Source organism: Mesorhizobium sp. WSM4904 (assembly GCF_029674545.1).
GTDB lineage: Bacteria > Pseudomonadota > Alphaproteobacteria > Rhizobiales > Rhizobiaceae > Mesorhizobium.
This window is the reverse complement of record NZ_CP121354.1, coordinates 1,254,060-1,272,731: the sequence shown is the minus strand read 5'-3', so window position 1 is coordinate 1,272,731 and position 18,672 is coordinate 1,254,060. Positions and strand designations below refer to the sequence as shown.

The following is an 18,672-nucleotide window of genomic DNA, read 5'->3' as shown; positions in this document are numbered from 1 at the left end:
GCGGATGCCGCCACCAAAGGGCAATGTCGACAGCGACCGGTCAGCCAAGCCATCGCTCCCCCGGCCGCCCACCTTACCAGATACGATATGCGCCAGAGGTTCAATGGCCCGACTACCCTTGAATCATTTCAGCAGTTGAAGGATCACTCCCATGAACCCTGTCTATCTCGACAACAACGCAACGACGCGGGTTGATCCTGCAGTCGTTGGAGCGATGTTGCCTTTCTTTACGGAGCAATTTGGCAATCATTCGTCCATGCACGCCTATGGCGCATCGGTTGCTGAAGCCGTGAGAAAGGCGAGGCAACAGTTGCAAGCCCTCATCGGCGCGGGATTCGAGGACGAGATCATCTTCACCTCGGGCGGGACTGAAAGCGACAGTACAGCCATCCTTTCGGCGCTGGAGGTGATGCCCGACCGAACGGAAATAGTGACTTCCGCGGTTGAACATCCGGCCGTTCTGAAGTTGTGCGCGCACCTTGAGAAGACGCGCGGCGTCAAGGTGCACATTATCCCAGTCGATCACTACGGCCGGCTCGACCTGGACGCCTACAGAACCGCCCTCACCCCACAAGTGGCAATCGTCTCGATAATGTGGGCGAACAATGAGACCGGTACGATCTTTCCCGTGGTTAAGCTTGCCGATCTAGCCAGGGAAGTCGGCGCGCTTTTCCACACTGATGCAGTGCAGGCGGTCGGAAGGCTTCCGATTGAGCTGAAATCGACCGCGATCGACATGCTGTCGCTCTCCGCCCACAAGCTGCATGGTCCAAAGGGGATAGGCGCGCTTTATGTAAGACGTGGCGTGCGCTTCTCCTCCATGATCAAGGGTGGGCACCAAGAGCGCGACCGGCGTGCAGGCACTGAAAACACACCCGGCATAGTCGGACTGGGCATGGCGGCCGAACTCGCCTTGAAATTCATGGACGAGACAAAACGAATAAAATGGTTGCGCGACCGCCTTGAGAACGGGATCATCCAGCGCATCCCAAACACATCCATCAACGGCGATCCGCAAGAGCGATTGCCAAACACTGCAAACATTGGATTCGAAGGTATCGAAGGCGATGCAATTCCAATTGTCCTGAGCCGGCTGGGAATCGCCTGTTCCGCCGGGTCCGCCTGTGCCTCTGGCTCACTGGAACCGAGCCATGTTCTGATCGCTATGAACGCGGCATGTGGGGCAGTCCGCTTCTCCTTGTCGCGTGACAACGGCGAAGATGACGTAGACCGCGTGCTTGAGGTCCTGCCTGCGATCACCGAGAAGCTACGGGCCGTTCCCAGTGCTGGACTGTGCGGGCGAGGTGCAGAACAGCTTCATTCCGGCCCGGGTCCGAGCGGCACAATAGCCGACGAGCCGTGAGGTCTTCCTCAACGTGACGACCCTGCGCAAGGAGAGCAGTTAAACTCGGGGTCGCCTTCACCACTTCAGAAAAGCTTGAGATCGCCAAGTCTCTTGCCCAGCCGCCGTGCCAGAGGTCGGCACGCCGTCAGCAATGTCACCAATGCATCGACACCACAATTTCGCGCCGGGAGAATACAATGAACTGCTCCGCTGATAGCCGCCCGATCGATCGCACCGATATCCTAGCGCGACTGAAGGGCCTGTCGGCCGCGGAGGACTTCTTCGCCTGCCTTGACGTCTCCTACGACCCGAAAGTGATGAATGTCTCGCGGCTCCATATCATGAAGCGCGTGGGCCAATACCTTGCCGAAGAAGATTTCTCCGGTCTGCCTAACCAGGTAATCGCCGCGCGGGTGCGCGCCAAGCTGGAACGCGCCTACGAAGATTTCGCGACTTCCTCGCCGCTCACGCAACGTGTGTTCAAGGTGCTAAGGGACCACGATCCAAACATATGTCCCGCACCTGGCCGCGCCTTCGTCCCGCTCGACTCTGCACTGAAGCGGTTCGGAAAGTAATGAGCCCGACACGGCTGCGACGCGACAATGTCGAGAAGTCGACAAATCCAGTCCTCATGACGCCTCCTCGGAAGCAAACGAAGCCACCTTCTGGAATAGAGGCAGGAAGACGACTTGGCATGAACGATGCAGGCAATGAGGTGAACCGCCAAGCACGAATCCGGACTGGGAGCTTAGAGAAACCGCCAATGCATATCGTAGTCTGCATCAAGCAGGTGCCGGATTCGGCACAGATCCGCGTGCACCCGGTGACGAACACGATCATGCGTCAGGGTGTTCCGACCATCATCAATCCTTACGACCTGTTCGCCCTCGAAGAAGCGCTCAAACTGCGCGACGTTCATGGTGGCGAGGTTACTGTGCTCACAATGGGTCCGCCCATGGCGGAGGACTCGCTGCGAAAGGCGCTCGGTTACGGTGCTGACCGAGCAGTTCTCTTGACGGACCGCTATTTTGCCGGATCCGATACGCTGGCGACTTCCTTTGCTCTTTCGCAAGCAATCGCAAAAATTGGGGAGACTTTCGGCAGGCCGGACATCGTCTTCACCGGCAAGCAGACGATTGACGGCGATACCGCCCAGGTCGGACCGGGCATAGCCAAGCGCCTAGATTTATCGCAACTTACCTATGTCGCGAAGATTGCCTCCATCGATCTCGATACGCGAGAGATCGAAGTCGCTCGTCGCGCCGAAGGCGGCACCCAGTTGCTGAAGAGCAGACTCCCTTGCCTCATTACCATGCTGGAAGACACCAACGAAATCCGCCGGGGCTCGCTCCAGCAGGCTCTGTGCGCGGCGCGCAGCCAAGTCGTGAAGTGGACTGCAGCCGACGCCGGCATTGACGATCTCACCCGGTGCGGTCTGCGTGGCTCGCCTACAGTCGTCAAGCGTGTTTTCGCCCCCACCGCACGGGCAGAAAGGGCGGCGCAGATCGACACCGCGGAAAGGGGCTTGCAGGACATAGCCGATGAACTCATCGCCGATATCTTAACCCGCCGGCCGGCGCTGGAACATGAGCTGGCCTTCAACAGCGGCACGTGACGGCCAGGAGCAGAAAATGTCGACCGCAAGCCAAACTACCCCTCGCATTGCCCCCGGCCGTGCCGGTGTAAAGAAAGAACTTCCCGACCGTTTCAAAGACTACCGGCACGTGTGGGTCTTCCTCGAGCTCGAACGCGGCAATGTGCATCCTGTATCATTCGAACTGCTGGGCGAAGGCCGCAAATTAGCCGACAAGCTTGAAGTCCAGCTCGCGGGCGTCGTGCTGGGACCGCCGGGCGAGATGGTCGAGGACGCTGTTGCCGAGGCCTTCGCTTACGGGGCGGATCTTGTCTACATCGTCGATGCGCCGCCGCTCGCCGACTACCGGAACGAGCCGTTCGCCAAGGCGCTCACGGATCTGGTCAATACCCATAAACCCGAAATCCTCCTTCTCGGCGCGACCACACTGGGCAGGGATCTTGCAGGCTCGGTAGCGACGACCCTGCAGACGGGGCTCACGGCCGACTGCACCGAACTTGATGTAGATTCCGACGGTTCACTCGCCGCGACCCGTCCGACTTTTGGTGGCTCATTGTTGTGTACGATCTATACACTAAATTACCGGCCGCAAATGGCGACGGTGCGACCAAGGGTCATGCCTATGCCGCAACGGGTGGATAAGCCGGTCGGGCGTGTCATGCGGCACAAGCTGTCGCTCGTTGAGGACGATATCGTCACCAAAGTCCTCGGCTTCCTACCGGATAACCAGTCGGCAATGGCAAATCTTGCCTATGCGGATGTCGTGGTTGCGGGAGGCCTCGGTCTCGGAGCGGCGGAGAACCTTCAGCTTGTGAAGAATCTTGCCCGAGCGATCGGCGCCGAGCATGGCTGTTCGCGCCCCTTGGTCCAGAAGGGCTGGATGCCGGCTGATCGACAGATTGGACAAACTGGCAAGACCATTCGACCGAAGCTTTACATCGCGGCCGGAATTTCCGGCGCCATCCAGCACCGAGTTGGGGTCGAGGGGGCCGATCTCATCGTCGCGATCAACACCGATCCGAACGCGCCGATTTTCGAGTTCGCCCACCTCGGGATCGTCACGGATGCAATCCGCTTCCTGCCCGCACTGACGGAAGCCTTCACCCGGCGGCTGTCGCCGCACAGTCGAGACAAGCTTGCGAGTTGAGGGAGAGGACATGATTGAACAATTCGATGCCATTGTGGTCGGAGCCGGCATGTCTGGAAACGCAGCTGCTTACACTTTGGCAAGCCAGGGGCTGAAGGTCCTGCAGTTGGAGCGCGGGGAATATCCGGGCTCTAAGAACGTCCAGGGTGCCATAATGTACGCGAACATGCTGGAGAAGATCATCCCGGACTTCCGGGATGATGCGCCCCTCGAGCGGCACCTGGTCGAACAGCGACTTTGGGTGATGGACGACACGTCTCACACCGGAATTCATTACCGGTCGGACGACTTCAATGAGGCGAAACCCAACCGCTACACGATCATCCGCGCCCAGTTCGACAAATGGTTTTCCCGCAAGGTGCGCGAGGCTGGCGCGACGGTCCTGTGTGAGACGACCGCGACGGAACTCGTCCGTGATGGCAATGGCAAGGTGATCGGCGTCCGCACAGACCGGGCTGGCGGAGTGGTCTTCGCGAATGTGGTCGTTCTCGCAGAAGGGGTGTCGGGATTGCTTGGCACTCGCGCAGGCCTGCGCGAGATGCCGAAGCCGGAGACCGTGGCGATTGCCGTCAAGGAAATGCATTTCTTGCCCGAAGAGGTCATTGGCCAGCGGTTCGGGGTGAAGGGCGATGAAGGCTGCGTAATCGAGGCCGTGGGCACGATCTCTCGCAGCATGGCCGGGCTCGGCTTCCTTTACACCAATAAGGAGTCGATTTCACTCGGCATCGGCTGCCTGGTCTCGGATTTCGCCGCGACGATGGAGAGCCCGTCCGCCCTCCTGGATGCGATGAAAAACCATCCTTCGATCCGGCCGCTGATCGCTGGCTCGGAGGTGAAAGAATATGCCGCCCATCTTATCCCCGAAGGTGGTTACAGGGCCATTCCGCAGCTATTCGGCGACGGTTGGGTCATCGTCGGCGACGCAGCGCAACTGAACAATGCCATTCACCGTGAGGGTTCGAACCTTGCCATGACCTCGGGTCGTGTCGCGGCTGAGGCGATCATCAAAGTCAAAAGCCGCAACGGTCCTATGACCAAAGCGAACCTTGCGCTCTACAAGACGATGCTGGATGACTCCTTTGTGATCAAGGATCTTAAGAAATACAAGGACATGCCAGCCTTACTCCACACCAATTCCAGCAACTTTTTTGACAGCTATCCGCGGTTGATGTCGCATGCCGCTCAGACCTTCATGCGTGTCGACGGCACGCCGAAGATCGAGAAGGAAAAGAACACCACGGCCGCCTTCATCAACGCGCGCTCGCGCTGGGGGTTGGTCAGCGACGCGGTCCGCCTGGCATTGGCATGGCGCTGAAGAGGGTACAAGATGACGATCGCAGTGACGAAGGTTCGTGTCGAGGACAAACTTTACCAGAACCGCTATCTGGTCGATTCCGGCCGCCCCCATATCATAGTGCGACCGCACGACAAGCCAAGCGCGAACTTGCTTGCGTTGACCTACGTCTGTCCGGCGAAATGCTATGAGTTGAATGACAAGGGTCAAGTCGAGATCACCGCCGACGGCTGCATGGAATGCGGCACCTGCCGGATATTGTGCGAGAAAGGCGGCGACATCGAGTGGAACTATCCGCGCGGCGGCTTTGGTGTCCTGTTCAAGTTCGGATGATCAGCCGGTGCCAAGAGCATGCCGGCAGCGAGCAACTGCGGCACACCATGAGCCTCTCCATCCACTTGCAAAGAGCTAGTGAATATTGGGTTTCGCAATTCAAGTTTCCTCGACTTGGTAGGGGTATCCTCAGGCCACGGGGCGCCTGTGCCGGACTTACCACCGGTAACGTGGTCGAGCCCCTTTGGACAATGTCCGGCCATCGTGCCGGATGGCAGCCACAACGGCCGGTGAGCAAATGGAACGGCACAATCCATGATAAAGACGTATGTGCTAGTGCATGGTGCCTGGCATGGCGGATGGTGTTGGCGGGACGTCGCCGCCAATCTTCGCAAGATGGGATGCCACGTGACCACGCCTACCCAGACAGGTGTCGGCGAACGCGCACGTTTGCTGTGCAAGGACATCACGCCCGACACATTCGTGACCGACATCGTCAACCACATTGTAACGGAAGAGCTGAGCGATGTGATCCTTGTCGGTCACAGTCTAGGCGGCATCAGCATCACCGGCGCCGCCGACCGGATACCCGACCATATCAGCCATCTCGTTTATCTCGACGGCGCCATCGTCGAGAGCGGTCAAAGTGTATTCAGCACCATGCCCCCCGACATCGTCGCCGCCCGTCGAAAATTGGTTGCGGAGGAAGGACGGGGTATCTTCATGCCGACTCCGCCGCCAACAGCATTCGGCACTCCCGAGGGACACTCGCTCACGGACTGGGTGCGGCGCCGGATAACACCGCATCCGGCAGGCACCTACGAAAGCGGACTTAAGCTCGAGCACCCGCTCGGCAACGGCAGACCCCGAACCTATGTCGTCTGCACTAATCCACTCCACCCGCCGATGGCGGGAGCGCGAGAATGGGTCGCGAAGCAGGATGGCTGGGCGTGGCAGGAACTCGCCACTGGCCACGACGCAATGATCCTCGCGCCGACGGAAGTTGCTCTCCTTCTTAGCGCTGTCGGCTGAGGAACCAAGTAGGGGGAGCGGCGGCCGATTCTCAGGCCGTGGCCTTGAGCTCTGGTGCAAGGATGTAGGCCCAACGGGTCGTTCCGGTGGCGCCACCGAAACCACTAGGCGGGAGTGGCCTGTCCTGCCGACGTCGCAAGCTTGCGAGCGTTCCGCCGCGGCCGCAGCCCGTAGCGCCGGGCAACCTCCGAGATCACCGCGTCGGCTCCAGGGTCTCGGAGATGACTCCGTGCCTTGTCGTCCATCGACCAATGCCGCCGACCAACAGCGCCGTTGATCACCCTCGAAAACGCCGAGGCTGCCGCTCAGGGTCAATCGTAAGTTCAAGTTCAGACACAAGCCGATCTCCGATCCACCTCAGAATCGGCAGGCCCACAGATCGCGGGTCCTCCTGGAAGGACACAGCGCTTACCCTTGAAATATGGAGAACCATGGCTTTGCGCCGTCGGCAGTTGAGCTGATCTCGCAATGCTATTTCCCCGGCAACGTCCGCGAGCCGGAGAACTGCGTGCTTGGCGTTCTCCTCTGGAAGGAACCAATCTTTCGGAACGTGGCAATGTCATCGACGAGCTCTCACGGGCCAGCACGATGCCGGTTCGGCGCATCGGCGCCCGCCTGAACACGAGATGGCCACTTGCGATTCTAACGATACGGCCGGACGGGGGCTGGGACCGCGGCGGACGAAGCGTGACGGCTGATCGACACAATGGAGAAGGCCGGCTGGGTTCAGGCTAATGCGGCTCGAATTCTCGGCCTCAAGCTGCGACAAGTCGGCTAGGCGATACGCCGGCATAGTATCGAGGTGAAGGAACTTCTAAGAGCCTGATGAGCCAATCGTCAGGCCAGTGGTCTTGCGCGCCCTGTGCGCGACAAGGAGTGCTTCGTGCTTCTGAACGGATTTGGACTTGCACTGTCGCAAGCAGGACAAAATTGTGTCGCGCCGGCCTGACACAATGCGATATCGACCCGAATAGTGAACTGAAGCCGCTTTTTTCAGTTGGTATGGCTCTTGCACCTTGAACCGCGACGTTACCAGCAACGGAGCCGTTTGATGTCCTCACCGACAGTTTCGATTGAGGGGCCGACTAGCACGACATCCGAGGGTCTTCTGGCAGCCGCGAAATCCGGTGGCTGCGCATCGTCTTCCTACGGCTCGTCGCCGACCAGCCCGGGCGAAGAGGATCCGGCTATTTGGGAAAGGATCAAGGATCACCCCTGCTTTTCGGAGGAAGCGCATCATTATTTCGCGCGTATGCATGTGGCGGTCGCGCCGGCTTGCAATGTCCAGTGCAACTATTGCAATCGCAAATACGATTGCGCCAACGAGAGCCGGCCTGGTGTTGTGTCTGAGAAGTTGACGCCCGACCAAGCGCTACGCAAGGTCATCGCCGTTGCCAACAAAGTTCCGCAGCTTTCGGTTCTTGGCATCGCTGGGCCGGGGGATGCCTGTTACGATTGGGAGAAAACGAAGGCAACGTTCGACCGCGTCATCAGGGAAATCCCCGACATAAAGCTGTGCGTCTCCACTAATGGGCTCGTGCTGCCGGACCATGTCGCCGAGCTTGCCGAAATGAATGTTGATCACGTGACGATCACCATCAACATGGTCGACCCGGAAGTCGGCGCGAAGATCTATCCATGGATCTTTTATGAAAATCGCCGCTACTTCGGCATCGAAGCCGCTCGAATCTTGCACGCGCGGCAGATGCTGGGCCTGGAGATGCTGAGCGCGCGCGGCATCCTCACCAAAATCAACTCGGTGATGATTCCTGGAGTGAACGACCAGCACCTGTTTGAGGTGAACAAAATGGTCAGGGAGCGGGGCGCGTTTCTGCACAACGTGATGCCTCTGATTTCGGACCCGGCGCACGGTACCCACTACGGACTCATCGGGCAGCGCGGCCCAACGGCAACGGAGATGATGGCTCTTCAGGATCGACTTGAAGGTGGCGCCAAGTTGATGCGCCACTGCCGGCAGTGCCGGGCAGATGCTGTCGGCCTGCTCGGTGAAGATCGTGGCCAGGAATTCACGCTGGACGGTATTCCCGACGATGTCGCCTACGATGCTGGCAAGCGTCAGGCCTATCGGCAGGTGGTCGCACACGAGCGCCGTGATCATGAGGCGGCGAGGAGCGAGGCCATCGGTATGGTCAAGGCAACAGACTCCGAAAAGTCGCTTCTGGTTGCGGTGGCCACTAAGGGAGGTGGACGGGTCAACGAACACTTCGGCCACGCGAAGGAATTCCAGGTTTATGAAGTCTCGCCTAGAGGGATCAGCTTGGTCGGGCATCGGAAGGTCGAGCGGTATTGCCTCGGAGGCGGGGGCGAAGACGCCATCCTCGAGGGCGTCATCGCAGCGCTCGAAGGCATACACATAGTGCTATGCGCCAAGATCGGAAATCGCCCGAAGGAACAACTCTCGCGAGTTGGACTGCGCGTAACCGACGCCTATGGCCATGACTACATCGAGACCGCAGTCAGCGCACTTTACGCGGCAGAGTTTGGGATCAGACCACTAGCGGCGACGGCCTGAGCCGTCTCGTCCGATAACCAGGAGTTAGAATGGCTTTAAAGATCATCGCATCCCAATGTACCCAATGCGGGGCCTGCGAGTTCGAATGTCCTTCGGAAGCGATCAAGTTCAAGGGCGACGCCTATGTGATCGATCCAAACAAGTGCACCGAATGCAAGGAGGCCTTCGATACGCAGCAATGCGTGTCGGTCTGTCCGGTACCGAAAACCTGCGTTCCCGCTTGATTCCTACCGAAACGGTCGGGTTCGCCGCACGACGACGCCTGCAACCCGCGACCACAACAAAAGCCTCGAGAAAGGAATGGACAGCATGTGGTCCAGACGCGAACAGGAGGTCGAAATCGGCAGACCGCCACGGTTCATGCAGGGTGAGCGGGTCCGTGCGATACGCCACATAAAAAACGACGGCACCTATCCCGGCAAGGAGATCGGCGAAAACCTCGTGCGGAAGGGCGACGAAGGCTACGTGCGCGACATTGGAACCTTTCTCCAGCAATTCTTCATCTATGCGGTCGAATGGATCGATCGTGGCACGGTCGTCGGCATGCGAGCGCGCGAACTCATTAGCCTCGACAAAGTCGAGGTTCCCTGCGGAGCTGAAGGCATTTCCAACGGGGGAACAGCCGGATGAAAGTAATGATTCGCAGGACCGCTACTGGCTTGTCGGCTTATGTCCCCAAGAAGGATCTCGAAGAGCCGATCACCGAGATTGAGAACGCTGACTTATGGGGCGGGACCGTGACGCTCAGGAACGGTTGGCGGCTCATGCTGCCCGACCTTCCGCGCGACACGCGTTTGCCGATCACCGTCGAGGCGATGAAGATTTCCGACGGGGCCTGATGCCGGTGGGTTCAGTGGCGGAGAGGAAACGCGTATGAACACGATGCTGAGCTGGGACCATCTCGTCGTCGTCCGGGGCAGTTTTGCCAAAAAACTGATTGACCTGCTGAACGGCGCTCTCAAGGCCGATCGAGTGATCCCCTATCTCGGTCCTGGTCTTCTGCAGCTTAACCCACCGGAATCCCCTGTACCTTGCACCCCTGAAGATGTCGCCGCGGCCCTCAACAAGCGGGCGCCTGCCCCTTCCAGGATTCGCACCAATATGTGGTCGGTCGCGCAGTTTATCGAGCAGCGCCGACATCGTCGGACTCTCCAAGCGTGGATGGCGGAGATATTCGCAGCCCCCGCCGAGCCGACCGTTCTTCACGCCTGGCTCGCAACCCTTCAACTGTCTGTCATCATCGACAGCTGGTACGATGGCGCCATGCGAGCAGCCCTTGCAGAGGCCGGCCAAACAGACGTTGTCGAGATACAAGGAACGACGCGCGCGACCGGAATCGGTAACATCTGGACGAGAACTTACGATTTGTCAGGAACAGAACTCGAGGCCGAACAAGTGGCTAGGACGGTGCTCTATGCGCCGCACGGCAGCGTCAGGCCGGCGGCAAACTTCCTCGTGGCTGATTCCGATTACGTCGAAGTCCTAACCGAAATTGATATCCAGACGCCGATCCCGGACGCGGTGAAGCAACGGCGCGTCAACCGGGGTTTTTTCTTCGTGGGCTGCCGCTTCAACGATCAGATGCTGCGCACATATGCCAGACAGCTGATGAAGCGCTCCACTGGCCCACATTTTGCGGTGATCGATTCGGCTACGCTGACCAGAAACGAACGTCGTTTCCTTGCCGAAGGCGCAATCACGGTCATCGACATGCCGATCCGCAACGCCGCGGCTCGCCTCGTCGGGGTCGATGCTAGCCAGGATTAATGGCCGGCGATTGCTGGTGAGTCGCTGCTTGCCTCCAAGGGCGAAAACTCAGTTGGGAATACATTCGTGAGCAGTAATGCTAGTGGCAGCACAACGTAGGCTCTGAATTCGTTGGGCCATGTGAAAGGGTCCGCTGCTGCGGGACGTGAGCACGTTGCGGCGGCATTACGCACATGATCTTGTGACCCCCGTGGCAAAAGAACTGAAGCGCCCGAGTCGCGACAACATATGCAGCGCTCAATGGCTTCGACAAAAATTCGGCACAGTTTCGACAGTTCGCATGCACCTCCAGGGTCAACGAGGTTGATTATGCCTGTTTATGTGGGTCGGCCACGCGAGCAGGAATTCCCACTACCTTTGCCCCGGCGGGAACATCTCGTGTGACCACGCAGCCAGCGCCTACCACTGCATTATCACCAATCGTGACGCCAGGCAGAATGATTGCTCCACCGCCGATCCAGACACGGCTGCCAATGTGAACAGGACGCCCGACCTGCAGGCCGGCCTGCCGCTGCTCGGCATCATGTGGATGATCGGCGGTATAAATCTGCACAGCAGGCCCAATTGCCGTTCCTTGCCCGATTTTGACCTCTACCACGTCAAGAATAACGCAGTTGAAGTTGATGTAGGCATTGGCTCCAATGCGGATATTGAATCCGTAGTCGCAAAAAAAGGGCGGACGGATGACCGTTCCGCGCCCAACCTCTCCCAGCCGCTCGGACAAAAGCTCATGCCAATGCCCCGTGGTCTGCCCCAGCGTATCATTGTACCGCTTGAGCCAAGCCCCGGTTGCCAACAGGTCAGCTTGGATCTCCGGATCCGCCGCATTGTAAAACTCGCCTGCGAGCATCTTTTCTTTTTGGCTACGCATCATAGTCTCCCGTCAGGTCGTGTCCCGTACAGTGATGCAGGAACGCACATCAAACTGCCTCGGCAACTTTGTAACTCGATCTTGCCGGGCGCGCGGTCGGTCACGAGCCGGGGCGACAGTTTCGTCTCGACCAACTTCCAAGAATTTGGATATCGGAGATCAACCGGTCGCAGGGGCCAATACCTGACGAAGTCGGCAACTGTCCAGCGGTCGAACTCACTTTCATGCCCATCTCAGATTGCGTGATATCGAGCGGTAAGCCATCAGCTAATGTATCGACCAGGTCCCGCCAGAGGATTACTCCTTTTTAGTTTGTCAGTCGCAGAGCCCCAGTACGACTGGTGGTAGAAAGCACACGGCCGGAATCTTGGCAGCGCTGTTCACACCCACTTCGTAAGCCTGGCCGATGGGCTCGGCGCCAGAGCACCAATGCTTGACCTGCTCCAGCTCTTGCTCGGCGGGTTGTTTCAGAGACGCTTGATCTCGATACCGCGTTTTCTCAGCACGTAGCCGATCTGGCGCGGGGTCAAACCGAGCAGGCGCGCCGCCTTTGCCTGCACCCAGCCACACTTTTCCATGGCAGCAATGACCGTATCGGCATCGGGCACCCTACCACGAGTCGTGGCAGGGCCTATCGGCGCTTGCCCGTCGCCGACGGGCGGGGCGGCACAGGCGGCGGAAGGCTCGATCGTAGTCGACTTCTCTGACGTCGGCTGTCCGTTCTTCCACAGCGCCGCGGCCAAGCACTGATCCGCGTAACAGGCAAAGTCAGTTCTGAGGATTGATGGACCCGTCGCCAGAACTGCCGTCCGTTGAACGCAGTTTTCGAGCTCTCGGATGTTACCTGGAAATTCGCAGTTCATTAGCACCTCAATCGCTTCGGGAGCGAAGGTCAGCGTGTGATCATTCTCAGTATTGAAATTCTTGAGAAACTGAGCGGCCAAGAGCGGAATATCACCTCGCCTTTCGCGCAATGCCGGCACGCGTAAAGTGACGACGTTGATGCGATAATAGAGGTCTTGCCGGAACTCCTTGCGTTGAACTGCCGTTTCCAAGTCCCTGTTCGTTGCGGCAATCACGCGAACATCAACTTTAATGGTGTGGTTGCTGCCGACGCGCTCAAACTCCTGCTCCTGCAGGACACGCAGCAGCTTAGCCTGGAACGAACCTGATATTTCGCCAATCTCGTCCAGAAACAATGTGCCTTTGTCGGCAGCCTCAAAGCGCCCCTTGCGCAAACTGCTCGCGTCGGTGAAGGCACCCTTCTCATGACCGAACAAGTCAGATTCCAGAAGCGTCTCGGTGAGCGCCGCGCAATTGACCTTGATGAAGGGCTGCTTGGCGCGAGGCGAGAGCTCGTGAATGGCTTTGGCAACCAGCTCCTTGCCGGTTCCGGATTCACCTCGCAACAGGACCGTAGTCTTCGCCTTGGCCACCTTGACAAGGTGCTCACGCAGCTTGCGCAGCGCCTGACTATCGCCAAGCATCTCCTTGCTGATCTTTTTACGTTCCATTTGGCAGCCCATCCCACTCCGCCACCCGCCGGTAGAACTGCACTGGACGGTGAGCTGTGTTGTATTTCGCCATCATCATTCTCGATCTCACCTTTGTTGCTTCGAAATTTCCGGCGCGCGGACCCCCTCGGCAAATGGCAATGGCGCCTGAGCATCGTTGTCTTTCACCAGGACGAGCGTCTTCTCCTCCGTGCGGGCGCCCGCAATATGCGCGCTTGTTTGCGCAGGCCTTTACTCGACCGGTCGCCGTTCTGTCCGGCTTCTGCCGCACCGCAGCCTGCAAACCCATCCTTGACAAGAAAGGAGGGGAGTCAATCGAGCTCTCCTTGCATTCGTGCAAGGAAAATTGTCAGTTTGATAGAATTCTATCAAAACGGCAGAAACGCCCCGCCCCCAATTTGGCTGTACCTGCGGCGTTCAGCTTACGTGACGACATGTGCGGACTTGTCCCAATTGCCGTCCGAGTTGTGCGGGAAACAGTAGCCGCTGCGCTGTTCGCTTCAACCGCGTGATGCCGCTGACAGTAGAGGCGGCGGCTCGTCGAGCGAGGCTTCATTGTTCGGCTACTAAAGCGGCTGTGCTTTGGTGGGAGTTGGTTTCGCCCAAGTTCTGGGCCTGGGGGCGTCTAGCCCGTTTCGCCGCACAGGCTCCTCCCACATCGTCGAGGCCGAGAAGGAGGGACCCCACAGCCCTCCCTGTATCACAATGCCCCGCCCCTCAAGCAGCTAGATACGACAGGTGACCTCGAATGAGGCGTCTTGCATGGCTTCTACACCTGCCTGAATGCCAGAACTGCGTTCGTACCGCCCATGGCGAAGGCGTTGCTCATGGCGACGCGCACCTTGCGCTCGCGCGGCACATTGGGTGTGATGTCGAGGTCGCAAGCGGGATCTGGCTCGCGATAGTTGGCGGTCGGCGGCACGACGTCCTCTTGGATTGCCATCACGCAGGCGATCATTTCAAGCGCGCTCGCTGCGCCGAGGCAATGCGCGTGCGTGGACTTGGTGGAAGAGATGGACATCGAATAAGCGTGGTTTCCAAACACACGCTTGATCGCCGCCGTTTCAGTCTGATCATTGCTCTTGGTACCGGTGCCGTGCGCGTTGAGATAGTCGACGTCCTCGGCATTCAGCCCGGCATCGGCAAGGCAGGCGCGCATCGCCGACGCTGGCCCCTCGACAGATGGCGCGGCAATGTGGAAGGCATCGGCGGAAAGGCCGACGCCGGCGATCTCGGCAAGAATTGTGGCACCACGCCTCGTGGCATGCTCGTAGCTTTCCAGCACGGCCATGCCCGCACCCTCGCCCAGCACCAGGCCCTTCCTATCGGCGGAGAAGGGCCGGCAGGTATCGGGTGAAAGCACGCGCATTGCTTCCCATGCTTTCAGCACGCCCCATGCGAAGGGTGCGTCGCTGCCTCCGGAAACCATTACGTCGGCCCGGCCCAGCTTGATCTGGTCCACCGCCGAGGCGATCGCATGGTTGGCCGAGGCACATGCGGAGGTCACCCCGAAGACCGGCCCGCGCAAGCCGAGGCTCAAGCTCACCTGGCCGGCGGCGGCGCTTGGCATCGTTTTGGGTACAGCGAGGATGCCAACTCGCCTCGCGCCGTCCAAAAGGAGGGCCCGGTAAGTTTCCTCCATCACATCCCAGCCCAAGCCGCCGACGCCCACTGTCGCGCCGAAGCGATGGGCATTCCCCTCGTCGCAGGAAAGTCCGGCCTGCCGCATGGCTTCGCGCGCTGCAAGCACGGCGAGCAAGCTGAAGCGGGCCATGGAGACGAGCTGCTTGCGATCGATGTCGTGCTGGGGCAGCGCCTTGATCTCAGCGCCGGTCATGCCCTCCAGGTCATGAAGCTCGGAATTGGCGATCGGGCCGATGGCGGAGCGGCCTTCGCGCATCTCTTTCCACATAGAGGCGGCGTCGGTGCCCAGTCCGCACAGGCCGCCCACTCCGGTGATAACGACGCGCCTGTCCATTCAAGCCTCCTTCGCAAGCAAGCCGCGGACGGCTTCCACGACGTCGCCGACATTCTTGAGATTGGACCAGGCATCGGCCGTGTTCATGTCGATCTTGATGCCGTAGGCCTGCTCCACATCCCAGAGGACGTCCGCCAAACCCAGCGAATCGAACCCGAGCGCGTCCAGTTCCGTGGCGATTGTTATCTCGCCGACGAATGACGCAGGCATTCCCTCACCGCTCTCCGACTCGGCGCGTTTCTTGATCAGGGCAATGACGTCCGTTGCGAATTGATCGGCCATTCTGTTTCCTGTCTTTCTTTCCCGCGTTTCGACCTGGACGCGGCTCAGTTCCTGAGGCGCGCCGCGTCGCGAAAGCCATCACGCTTGGGCAACTGACAAAGCCCAATGCTCATAAAGCCGGATCAGGTCCGGCCGGTGTGTGGCGTAGGTGCAGTATGACGATGTGAGCCGCTACACGTGCGCGTCTCCCGGTCTGTCCATAGGCTCGGAAGAAGTCGGACAGTTTGACATGGCCGGTCAGTTGCAACTCCCTTTCCCAGCACTCCACTGCCCGGTAGAGCGCATGAAAAATCTCCTTTCGGGCGGTTTCTTAAGACGCTCGCCACGCCATGAGGCAGTGGGGGCATCGGTGTCCATCAGGTGCTTCTGCCCATGCAGGATTCCAGAACATTGATGAAATCGTTTGTTTCGATGAAAGGCATCCACACTTTGGATGGTTGACCACGCTTTTCAAAGATCGTGAACTACATCTCCTCGTTGTGCTCGACGCACTCCGGACAAGTAACCTCATGGGCGCGGCATGCAGGATTAACCGAGCCCAGCCGGTCATGAGTGCGGCCGGCGCTCGGCTGCTCGATTTATTTGCGCGATAAGCTCGCGACCATGTCCGCGGAGGTATTCAAACTTAACGCTGCGTCCGGGAGCTCTTGCCCTCCAGTTTGCGACGCTCCCCCGCCCATCCAGTGATCGTTTATTTCGTCGGATAGTTTGACCCGGCTCTACCGAATCGCCGCTTCAGGATCATTCTTTCCGATTTCGTCACGCTCGTATTTCTGCCGCGTCCTACACCGATTGGGCGCGAACAAAACTGAGCGCCTTGGAACCCGAACCCGTGCGTCGTGACCGGGAGCATCCGGGGCGAACTCATCCGCTCGGGGGCATCGCATCACCGGACGGCGACAGGCACGGTCGACCGGCATCTCGGCATCGGCTGGGAATTCGTCCATGGTCTGCATTGGCGACGACGCTTCCTGAGGCCACGTAGCCCTTATGCCAAGCTGGGCGCCCGGGTCGAGCGCGTAATGACGACAATTGCTTCGCTGCAGGTCAAACGCTTTCCGGGCCACCTGCAAAGTCTTCACCCGGCCGTACAGCGCCCAAGACCACTGATGTGATCGACAAGAGCCTTTTTGATAAATCTGCGCTATTCTCCTGTCGCGCACGGACGACCGCGTGGCGAAGAGCAGGGTCCGAGATGAGAGCCCTGCCGCGCAGCTTCTATCGTCGCGCCTCGTTTGCGGCATCCGTGCCTACCCTCTTCGGACCTCGTGGGTTCCAACCGGCGACGAGGCGTGCATAGGCGCCCTCGGCCTGCTCCACCCAGCGGCGCTCTTCTTCCCGGTGGCTCTTTATGTTGTAGGCGTGCGCTCCCTTTTGGCCGCGCACAGCCTTGCTCCCGGCCTTGAGTTCCACATCGCGCAAGCTTCTTGGCATGCAGGGAGGGTCGAGCCCACGCGTAACTCTCGCCCTTCTCAACAGATGACAGATCACGACAGAGAGTTTGCGTGCGGTTGCCACGGCCGCGACATGCTGTCCGCGCCGGGCTCGCACGCCGCAGGGAGAAGGCTCGCAACGGTCCGGGAGCACGAGCGGCCGCCCAGGCCGCCTCGACGAGCATGCCGCGCGCATGACCACGGCCCTGCTTGGTGATCCGCCCATGGTAGGCCGGACCTGGCCGGACTGCTGGACGCTTGGGTTCAACCCGAGATAGGTCACGAGCTTCTGCGGATCGTCGAAGCGCGACACGTCGCCGATCGCCGCCCTTCATCGCCAGCGCGACGGTGATGTCGACGCCGGGAATGGTCATCAGCCGCTTCACGCCTTCATCCTCGAGAGCCGAGCGGACAAGATCGCGTTCGATGACCTGGAGGTCTTCGCCCAATCGGTCGAACTCGCGCAGATGCCCATCGATCGCGAGGCGCTCGTCCTGCGGTACGACCTGCTCGATTAACCAGGTCCGACCCTTGGCGCCGCACAGGTCAGCATGCGGGCAGGACGGATCAGGTGGCTATGAAGGATCGACTGGATGACGCTCTTCAATCGAGATCTCTGTCGGACAATCTGATTGCGCCGTGTCACCTGTCGACGCAGAGCCTGCGTCGGCTCGTCCGCAATCCAGACTTCTGGCAAGAAGCCGCTGGCATAGAGCTGCGCAAGAACGTCGGCGTCGATCGTCGTTTTGATCTTGGCATAGGCAACGATAAACACCTGTTTCGGCTTGGCGATCCCCACCTTCTTCACATGCGGCGCAACCACAGCTGCAGCGGACGTCGCGTTGCCGGTGGCCTCGATCACCCCGACATCGTTCGGCGACAGCTTCGCGGCGAACGCCGCCAGCAGATCGCGCCGCATGTCGACGCGGCCGAGTCGCCTGAGCCTGCCCTCCTCCCATGCCACTGCTTCGGCGAAGGCGCGGTGAATATCCAGTCCGATGATAAGCATGCCCGTTCCTCCTTCTTGGCTCGGTCAAAGACGGGAGCTGGCGGGCAACACGACATCTACTGATCCGCGCTCGCAGCGCATCCGGGAAAGTCGCGAGGGGCGGCCATGTAACGAGCTCGGGCTCTCAGCCCACGGTCTATTGACGGCCTGCCTGCACCTTTGTGCTCCCGGTGCCCCACGTCCCGGATGGGCTCACCATAAGGGCGTTCCAAAACAAGAACAGCAGGACGAGAAGGCACCACAGATCACATACCGGATAGCGGCAAGGCCAAGCGCTTCGTTCAGATAGGCTTGCGCCAATGGGCTTAGGCCGAGCCTACAACAGCTCTCAAAAACGCTGCCGGACTGCTGCATTGGCTCGCCGATACAATTGGCACAGGCCTCACGGCAGCTTAGGATCAAACCGCCCATCAGTCGCCTCGGACTGGAAAGGTGCACCCTATTAGGTTCCACGCCTAGCTAGGTCGGGGCCGCCGAAGACGCTGGTTGATAGACCGGCGCCATCGGCCCGGCGTTTCAAACTGCCAATCTCTGACCTGCACAGTACGAACGATTGCTCGCTTCGGCAGATCACGCGGCTCATATGTCGGACCTTAACGT

15 protein-coding genes and 3 pseudogenes are annotated in these 18,672 nt (G+C 59.6%); 13 read left to right on the top strand and 5 right to left on the bottom strand.

All coding sequences use genetic code 11. The annotated features are described in order from the left end of the window. Nucleotides 1-151: 151 nt before the first annotated feature. The 13 genes and pseudogenes from nifS to QAZ47_RS05955 all read left to right on the top strand — a co-directional run bounded on the left by nifS (nt 152) and on the right by QAZ47_RS05955 (nt 10,985). Nucleotides 152-1,363, top strand: coding sequence for a cysteine desulfurase NifS (nifS, locus tag QAZ47_RS06015; RefSeq protein WP_063169388.1), 1,212 nt, complete (start codon nt 152-154; stop codon nt 1,361-1,363). A 179-nt stretch (nt 1,364-1,542) separates the two neighbouring features. Then, complete coding sequence (gene nifW / locus QAZ47_RS06010) at nt 1,543-1,920, top strand: nitrogenase stabilizing/protective protein NifW (protein ID WP_063169389.1); 378 nt, start codon at nt 1,543-1,545, stop codon at nt 1,918-1,920. A 188-nt stretch (nt 1,921-2,108) separates the two neighbouring features. Then, nucleotides 2,109-2,960 (top strand): electron transfer flavoprotein subunit beta/FixA family protein, encoded by an 852-nt coding sequence (locus tag QAZ47_RS06005; RefSeq protein WP_063169390.1) that lies wholly within the window; start codon nt 2,109-2,111, stop codon nt 2,958-2,960. 16 nt (nt 2,961-2,976) lie between these two features. Then, nucleotides 2,977-4,086, top strand: coding sequence for an electron transfer flavoprotein subunit alpha/FixB family protein (locus QAZ47_RS06000; protein ID WP_024505237.1), 1,110 nt, complete (start codon nt 2,977-2,979; stop codon nt 4,084-4,086). 10 nt (nt 4,087-4,096) lie between these two features. Further along, nucleotides 4,097-5,401 carry an FAD-binding protein gene (locus tag QAZ47_RS05995; protein ID WP_063169391.1) on the top strand — a complete coding sequence of 435 codons (1,305 nt, stop codon included), beginning with the start codon at nt 4,097-4,099 and terminating at the stop codon, nt 5,399-5,401. A 12-nt stretch (nt 5,402-5,413) separates the two neighbouring features. Further along, entirely contained in the window at nt 5,414-5,713 is a 300-nt protein-coding gene (locus tag QAZ47_RS05990) for a ferredoxin family protein (protein ID WP_024505235.1), read from the top strand. A gap of 255 nt (nt 5,714-5,968) precedes the next feature. Next, nucleotides 5,969-6,685: an alpha/beta fold hydrolase gene (locus tag QAZ47_RS05985; protein ID WP_063169392.1), complete on the top strand. Its 717-nt coding sequence runs from the start codon at nt 5,969-5,971 to the stop codon at nt 6,683-6,685. Between the two features lie 691 nt (nt 6,686-7,376). Then, nucleotides 7,377-7,463, top strand: a pseudogene (locus QAZ47_RS05980) (helix-turn-helix domain-containing protein); the annotation flags it as partial. A 273-nt stretch (nt 7,464-7,736) separates the two neighbouring features. Next, nucleotides 7,737-9,218 carry a nitrogenase cofactor biosynthesis protein NifB gene (gene nifB / locus QAZ47_RS05975; protein ID WP_063169393.1) on the top strand — a complete coding sequence of 494 codons (1,482 nt, stop codon included), beginning with the start codon at nt 7,737-7,739 and terminating at the stop codon, nt 9,216-9,218. Nucleotides 9,219-9,247: 29 nt separating this feature from the next. Then, nucleotides 9,248-9,442: a 4Fe-4S binding protein gene (locus tag QAZ47_RS05970; RefSeq protein ID WP_024505232.1), complete on the top strand. Its 195-nt coding sequence runs from the start codon at nt 9,248-9,250 to the stop codon at nt 9,440-9,442. A gap of 85 nt (nt 9,443-9,527) precedes the next feature. Beyond that, nucleotides 9,528-9,848: a nitrogen fixation protein NifZ gene (locus QAZ47_RS05965; RefSeq protein WP_024505231.1), complete on the top strand. Its 321-nt coding sequence runs from the start codon at nt 9,528-9,530 to the stop codon at nt 9,846-9,848. Further along, entirely contained in the window at nt 9,845-10,057 is a 213-nt protein-coding gene (nifT, locus tag QAZ47_RS05960; RefSeq protein WP_024505230.1) for a putative nitrogen fixation protein NifT, read from the top strand. Before QAZ47_RS05965 ends, nifT begins: the two co-directional genes overlap by 4 nt. A 34-nt stretch (nt 10,058-10,091) precedes the next feature. Further along, nucleotides 10,092-10,985 carry an SIR2 family protein gene (locus tag QAZ47_RS05955; protein WP_024505229.1) on the top strand — a complete coding sequence of 298 codons (894 nt, stop codon included), beginning with the start codon at nt 10,092-10,094 and terminating at the stop codon, nt 10,983-10,985. A 307-nt stretch (nt 10,986-11,292) separates the two neighbouring features. Here the strand turns inward: QAZ47_RS05955 and QAZ47_RS05950 are convergent, their stop codons facing one another. The 5 genes and pseudogenes from QAZ47_RS05950 to QAZ47_RS05930 all read right to left on the bottom strand — a co-directional run bounded on the left by QAZ47_RS05950 (nt 11,293) and on the right by QAZ47_RS05930 (nt 18,072). After that, nucleotides 11,293-11,859 carry a sugar O-acetyltransferase gene (locus QAZ47_RS05950; protein ID WP_024505228.1) on the bottom strand — a complete coding sequence of 189 codons (567 nt, stop codon included), beginning with the start codon at nt 11,857-11,859 and terminating at the stop codon, nt 11,293-11,295. Between the two features lie 464 nt (nt 11,860-12,323). After that, nucleotides 12,324-13,367 (bottom strand): annotated as a pseudogene (nifA, locus tag QAZ47_RS05945) (nif-specific transcriptional activator NifA); the annotation flags it as partial. 772 nt (nt 13,368-14,139) lie between these two features. Then, nucleotides 14,140-15,348 carry a beta-ketoacyl-[acyl-carrier-protein] synthase family protein gene (locus QAZ47_RS05940; RefSeq protein WP_063169394.1) on the bottom strand — a complete coding sequence of 403 codons (1,209 nt, stop codon included), beginning with the start codon at nt 15,346-15,348 and terminating at the stop codon, nt 14,140-14,142. Beyond that, nucleotides 15,349-15,630 (bottom strand): acyl carrier protein, encoded by a 282-nt coding sequence (locus tag QAZ47_RS05935; RefSeq protein ID WP_029356603.1) that lies wholly within the window; start codon nt 15,628-15,630, stop codon nt 15,349-15,351. Nucleotides 15,631-16,848: 1,218 nt separating this feature from the next. Next, nucleotides 16,849-18,072: pseudogene (locus QAZ47_RS05930) on the bottom strand (IS110 family transposase). Nucleotides 18,073-18,672: the final 600 nt, after the last annotated feature.